This window comes from Phormidesmis priestleyi ULC007 (assembly GCF_003003695.1).
GTDB classification, from domain to species: Bacteria; Cyanobacteriota; Cyanobacteriia; order Leptolyngbyales; family Leptolyngbyaceae; genus Phormidesmis_A; species Phormidesmis_A priestleyi_A.
In genome coordinates this window covers 26,729-33,321 of record NZ_PVWG01000047.1, presented here as the reverse complement: position 1 = coordinate 33,321, position 6,593 = coordinate 26,729, and the positions used below count along the sequence as shown (strand labels likewise).

Below are 6,593 nucleotides of genomic sequence, written 5' to 3'. Positions count from 1 at the left end.
ACTCAGGAGGCGTTCATGATTGTACACCGTCAGCTTTGCTATGGGATCTTGAAAGGCTGGAATCAAGATCCTGCATATGTTTTTCATCCCTTTAGAATCTCTGAGAAATCGGCATTCTTGTCCTCTTTGAAGTAACCGAGAGGACAAAATATTATGGGAGTTAGGACGATCGTTCCTGGCTCGATTTCGTTTACCGTTGAGTTGCGTTGCTCAACCGAAAAACGGTATCGAGTCAGTGTGACTTTGGATTTGCAAGAGCGTTACATCTTCCTTTCGTCTGGCATTCTCGTGAATGTCAGCGATCGCATTGAAGAGTTTGTTTCACAACTGAGTGAGATTGCATCCAATCAACTGGCATTGTTCAAGTGGGATGGCACCAGTGATTTGATGACTGAATATCAAATTGTTCGAGTGTTGCCGGGATATCAAGTTGAGCGTTCTTTAGTGAAGTTCAACATTGCGATCGGGAATGGTTCACTGATTCAAGTGGAGGAGTTGCACAACAAAATCACCATTCAACTCTAGGAAGTTGGACGTTAGGGAACCGTCGATTGCCTCATACTTCACATTCATGCGGTTCCTTTTCATACAACTCACCTAAACCTCTATTTTGAGACGAGCAGGCTGACTCGTTACTTCAAACATTTCGCCGTGAGGGACGATCGTCATCTGTCCAAACTCTTTTAGCAAGTCGCGATATGCCTGAGCAACGGGGCGCGGATTTCGCTCTAAATCGTATAGACCACAAGGATTTACTGTGCCTTTTTTCTCAGCGAGTTCGATATCCCAATCGATTTGGTCAATCAGGCTGTACCAATTAAAGCCCAATACGGGAACGCCATCTTGTCGCATTCGCAGCACGTTAACCCACTGTTTCCACAGCCAGCAGGATGCTTTTTCAGCATCTAACACATTCGTCTCAGTGTGCATTACGGGCTTGCGATAGCGATTGTAATACTCTCTAGTGATTTGATACCAGCCAAAGACATCTTCACCTTGACACATAGTGCCATCAGGCAAAAGAATTTTCTCGTTGCGTCCATAATAATCGTTGCCCATGACTTGATAGCCCGGCGGCTCACCTGCCATAAACCAATCATATTCAGCGCGAGTCAAGCCATTATCGAGTAGATACATGCAAACATCTGCGTCGGGTGGAAACGCATAGAGCAAATCTAACGATAGAAAACGCAATTTGTTGAGTAACTTCACCTCTTGAGATTGCACCGAACAAGCTTCGTGGATATACTCAGCGCTTTCACTTTGCACCACAACTAGATCAGGGCGACGCTGGGCAAGGCTTTGAGTGCCCAAAATGCTGGCGGCAACAATGTGTTTCATCGCCGTGACAAACGCCCGATCGCTCTTGAGTTGTTCGTTCCATACTCCATTTTTGGCGCTGGCTTTTGCTGTCACATAAATCTCGTTAACGGGCGTGTAATAACGCACCCAGGGATAGCGATCGGCAACTGCCGCGCAATAGTCTGCAAAGTGAATCGGCAGATCAGGGTTTTGAAAATTGCCCAACCAATCAGGAACACCAAAGTGCATCAAGTCGAGAATCGGCGTAATCTCTAGTCGCTGCATTTCTTGCATGACTTCATCGGCAAAACTCCAGTCATAGCGTCCTGCGTCGAGGTGAATGCGATGATAAGGCAATCCATATCGCAAGACATTCAAACCCAGATCTTTAACCAGTTGCAAATCTTTTTGCCAGCGTTGATAGTGATGACACTCTTCCAATTCATCGCGGCGAGTTTTTCCGTGATCAATAGTTGGATACGAGCATTCAATTCCCGTTGCAAACATAAAGTTTCCGGGGCGGGTGCTGGGTTCCCCTTGTCCTGTTGCTCCGGCTGCGCCTCCCTGTCTGTCACCGGGATATTGATGATTGCCGTAGCGTTTCTGAAGCTGTTCTAAAAATCCTGCTGTCACTGAAGTTATTCCTTAATTATGCTGAAGAAAGCGATCGGCGGTCCGTAACGAGAGTGCCATCAGCGTCAAAGCCGGATTCACACTCAGCGCACTCGGAAAAATGGAATTATCCATAATATAAAGGTTGGGCACATCAAACGATTTACCGTCAGAATCGACAACGGCTTGAGTCGGATCGGTGCCCATGCGACACGTTCCGATCGTGTGAGCGTTGCGCTGAAATGTCCAGAGATTTTCACCGCCTGCTGTCTCCCAAATTTGACGCATCAACGATTCTGCATGGGCGGTCATGCGGCGTTCGTTTTCGCCGTTGGTGAAATGAATGCGAGGTTTTGGCAAGCCGCGATCGTCCCGTTCGTTAGACAGTTCTAAATAGTTATGCTCATAAGGAAGACAGTCTCCGAGAATATTGATTCCGGCAGTGTGGTTGTAGTTGAGCAGGTGAGAATGTAGGCGATCGCCCCACCACCCTGTTCCTCGTGCGACCTGAGAAGCATAGGTGACGGGCATCACGCCAATACTTTGCAGCAGATATCCGCCTGCAAAATTTGCGTCTTGAGGGCGGTGAGTGTCTTCCGAAATCAAACCACCCGGAATGCCTTTATAAGGTCTGACTTCTTCAGAAAACTGTCCCCACACTTGCACACCAGGATGCGCCATAAAGTTGCGTCCGACCTGACCGCTAGAGTTTGCAATGTTGTTCAGCAACAACAATCGGGGAGTCTCGATCGCGCCTGCACACAAAAATACGGTTCGGCAAGGTTGGCGCTTTTCTTCGCCTGCCTGCACATAAATTACTGCGGTAATGCGATCGTCGGTATCTCGCTCAAACCGCGTCACAAAACATTGCGATCGCACTTCAGCCCCATGCTGCATCGCCAACGGAATGAAAGTGACATCCATACTGGCTTTTGCACCAGTCGTGCAGCCTGCCTGACAAAATCCGCGATTAGTGCAAGCAGCCCTCCAACCCACACCGGACTGAAAATAAGGCGCAGAAAGCGCTGCATTTGCGGCAGGAGAAGTCCGAATTCCCAAGGCTTCACAGCCTCGCTGCATCAGTTGTGCGGCTCCATTTAGCGGCAGCGCAGGCAGTGGATAGGGTTTACGATCGGGTTCCCATTCATAAGGAGACGCACCTGAAACTCCCAGAAAGCCCTCAACTTCTTCATAGTAAGGTTTGAGATCGTCGTAACCAATTGCCCAATCTACGCCGACTCCAAAGTCGCGGTAGAGGTGAAAATCATCGGGGTGCGGTCTGGGTACGTAAGCAGTGTAATGCAGTGTAGATCCGCCTACGCCAATGCCAGAATTGTTGTTGCCGAACGCGATCGGGTCTTCTCCAGCACTGAGTCGCTCATCTGTCCAGAAAAGCTTGGACTGCGATCGCTCATCCGTTGCAAAATCCTCAGCGGGATGCCAATGTTCTCCCGCTTCTAGCGCGACTACGCTAAGTCCGGCTTGTGCTAACCGCGCTAACAAAGGTGCCCCACCCGCGCCTGTTCCGATCACTACTGCATCGACGATATCCTTTGTCCCATAGCGTTGTAAATGATTCGTTTCTTGCAATATAGATTGCGTTGGCATTCGGGTTGGCGATTCTGTTAGTGATAATTGGATTGTTTTTCCACTCTGTGGTTCCCAGGGTTCTAACTGATTGAGTCCGATCGCTTGCCAACCTTTTGCATCCGCCATTCCGACATAGCCAATTTCTTCTTGCGCTAAGGGATGGCTGTAGTAAGTTTCGGTGAGTTCGACTAGCAGTTCCTCAAAGTAGCGGACTGAAGGCATTGGTTCCCAAGTTTTTCCGGGTGCTTTGCCCTGCTGAATCGCGGTTAATACCCTATCTTGTTCTGACTCAGACAGCGCGACAAAGCTGTGCCCAAAGAGGATTTGAGCACTTTCTTCTACTCCAGTTAACCCTGCTTGATGGGCGATCGGGTCAGGAGGCATCGTGTTATAGCGCCAGCCATCGCCAGTGCCAGTCGTTAATCGACGATCGAGCGCGCCTGCAAGGTCAATCCCGTGAGATTGAGAAATCAGTCGATCGGTAACTGCCTGCAAAATTGCGAAAGATTCTGCATTAAAAAAACTGGGTTCTAAGGCTGGTTCTTCTGCCAGCCTTGCTTTAATCACTTCTCTCGTTTTGGGAGTAACCTGCGATGTGTCTAGAAGAGAACGAACCGTTCCAGGTGGGTAAGGACTTTGTTCCATATTGACTTGTGTGCTAAAGAACTAAGCCCCAGGGTATGTAAACGTCATAGAATAGACCTCCTGCATGAATCCGGGAACGCCCCCTAAATCCCCCAATTTTGGGGGACTTTGAACTCCAGTTCCCCCAGAATTGGGGGTTAGGGGGCGAGTTCTAAGGGTGGTTTACGTCGAGAATTTTATTCATGCAGGAGGTCTAATGGCAGATTAACCACTCGACAGTTTGCCTCCGGTTACTTCTACAATGCTGCCAGTCATAAAACTTGAGTCTTGCGACGCTAGAAAAACGTAGGCTGGCGCGAGTTCTTCGGGCTGACCAGGACGACCCATTGCCACCTCATGTCCAAAGTTTTCAACTTCCTCGATCGGCATCGTTCCCGGAATGTTCGGAGTCCAAACCGGCCCAGGCGCAACTGCATTAACGCGAATCTTACGCGATCCTAAATTCAACGCCAACGCTTTTGTGAACGCGTGGATGGCACCTTTACTCGCGCAATAATCAATCAACATTTCGTTGCCGACTAACCCCACAATGCTGCCCGTGTTAATGATGGCATCCGCTTCTTTAAGGTGAGGCAGGGCGGCTTTTACCATGTAAAAGTAGCCAAAAATATTGGTTTCGAGGGTGCGACGAAACTGCTCTTCGCTGATGTCTTCAAATTGTTTTTGTGCCATTTGGTAAGCCGCATTATTCACTAGAATATTCAGTCCACCAAACTCAGTCACTACTTGTTCGACAGCTTGACGACACACTTCAGATTGACGCACATCTCCTTGAATCGCGAGACAGCGTTGCCCCTTTGCTTCGACCATTTCGCAGGTCGTTTTTGCATCTGCCTCGTTCTCGTTATAGAAAATCGCAACGTCGGCACCCTCTAGTGCAAAAGCGATCGCAACGGCACGACCGATCCCAGAGTCTCCTCCTGTCACCAATGCAACTTTGCCGCGAAGTTTTCCGGCTGGCTGATAGTTGGAGAGATCGCTATCAGGCGCAGGCACCATGTCTTTCTGACTAGCGGGATAAGGAAGCTTTTGCCCTGCAATCTCCTCAGAGGCTGGACGAAATTCTTTACTTTGCATCGGTTTAATTTATTTAGACATTAGACCTGTTGTTTCAATCGCGATCGTTACGATTGATCTTGTTGTTAATAATGTCGAGCAGTTAAATTAATCGCCTCATTCTAAGTCCACATCGTCTTCTATTTATATAACTGTCTTCTTGGCACTCTAAAATAACCTCTGCGAACGTTGTACACAGCGTTTACGAAACATGAAATTGATGGACATAATTTTGTAGAGTCAGTGTGTTGTAGTTTACTCACAACCCTAAATTAACCTAAGACTATGTTTAGTAGAGCAGTGCGAACTCTATCGATCGGAAGATTTTGCTTTAAGACAACTGTCGGAACTGGGTTGAAATTCTATTGATAAATTTCCATTAAAAAAGCCCCCAGTCAGACGGACTGAGGACTTATCGATTTGGTGGCGGGGCATGGATTTGAACCATGGACCTTCGGGTTATGAGCCCGACGAGCTACCAGACTGCTCTACCCCGCGTTGCTTTCGACTTATCCAATATAGCGTCAATTATCAAGTTTGACCAACTTATTTTCAATATTAGGACAAACTCAGGTGCATTAAGCCATGAAAGAGCCTGACAGCACCAGAAAAACGACGTAACGTGGAGAGAGCGCTCGATCGTTCCTTCACCATTCACACCTTATGGAAATCTTGATCGTTGAAGATGAAGCTGAAATCGCTCAACTGATTCAGCTTTATTTAGAAAAAGAAGGCTTCTCTTGCCGCACCTGTCGCGACGGGTTGACCGCCCTGCAACTCTTTCAAGAGCAAAAATTCGATCTGATTATCTTAGATTTGATGATTCCTAAACTAGATGGTCTAGAAGTCTGCGCCCGCATTCGTCAAAAACCCGGCTCTAAAGACCCCTATATTTTGATGCTGACTGCCAAGGGTGAAGAACTCGATCGGATCATTGGGCTATCAACCGGAGCCGATGACTATATGGTTAAACCCTTTAGCCCTAAAGAATTGGTTGCACGAGTCAGAGCGCTGTTGAGAAGAACGCTGCGTCAAGGGGGACAGAGCCAAATTTATCGAACGCATAGTTTCTCGATCGATCTCGATCAGCGATCGGCCACTCGTCACCTCAGCCCCGATCGATCAGAACCGCTCGACCTGACGACCTTAGAGTTTGACCTCCTCTCGACTTTTATGAGTTACCCCGGTCGCGTCTGGAATCGAACTCAACTCATCGACAAACTCTGGGGCGATAACTTCTTTGGCGATGAGCGGGTCGTCGATACGCACGTCGCTCGCCTCCGCAAAAAAGTCGAACTTGATCCTGCAAATCCGACCTTTGTTAAAACGGTGATCGGCGTTGGCTACAAATTTGAAGACATTACTGAATCATCTGCAAATAAATAATC

The 6,593-nt window shown here is 48.1% G+C and carries 5 protein-coding genes and 1 tRNA gene; 2 read left to right on the top strand and 4 right to left on the bottom strand.

Features of this window, described 5'->3' with window-relative positions:
- Positions 1-153 precede the first annotated feature (153 nt).
- Positions 154-525, top strand: a complete 372-nt coding sequence (locus C7B65_RS22725) for a hypothetical protein (protein ID WP_073072596.1) — start codon at positions 154-156, stop codon at positions 523-525.
- Positions 526-597: 72 nt separating this feature from the next.
- Here C7B65_RS22725 and C7B65_RS22720 read toward each other — a convergent pair whose 3' ends face one another.
- The 4 genes from C7B65_RS22720 to C7B65_RS22705 all read right to left on the bottom strand — a co-directional run bounded on the left by C7B65_RS22720 (position 598) and on the right by C7B65_RS22705 (position 5,703).
- Positions 598-1,935, bottom strand: a complete 1,338-nt coding sequence (locus tag C7B65_RS22720; RefSeq protein ID WP_073072594.1) for a family 1 glycosylhydrolase — start codon at positions 1,933-1,935, stop codon at positions 598-600.
- Positions 1,936-1,947: 12 nt separating this feature from the next.
- Entirely contained in the window at positions 1,948-4,149 is a 2,202-nt protein-coding gene (locus C7B65_RS22715) for a GMC family oxidoreductase (protein WP_083582978.1), read from the bottom strand.
- Positions 4,150-4,353: 204 nt separating this feature from the next.
- A complete protein-coding gene (locus C7B65_RS22710; RefSeq protein WP_073072592.1) occupies positions 4,354-5,226 on the bottom strand; it encodes a glucose 1-dehydrogenase in 873 nt (290 codons plus the stop codon).
- Positions 5,227-5,626: 400 nt separating this feature from the next.
- A tRNA-Met gene (locus C7B65_RS22705) sits at positions 5,627-5,703 on the bottom strand.
- A gap of 165 nt (positions 5,704-5,868) precedes the next feature.
- On the opposite strand from C7B65_RS22705, the gene C7B65_RS22700 reads away from it, so the two are divergent.
- Positions 5,869-6,591, top strand: coding sequence for a response regulator transcription factor (locus C7B65_RS22700; protein WP_073072590.1), 723 nt, complete (start codon positions 5,869-5,871; stop codon positions 6,589-6,591).
- Positions 6,592-6,593 lie beyond the last annotated feature (2 nt).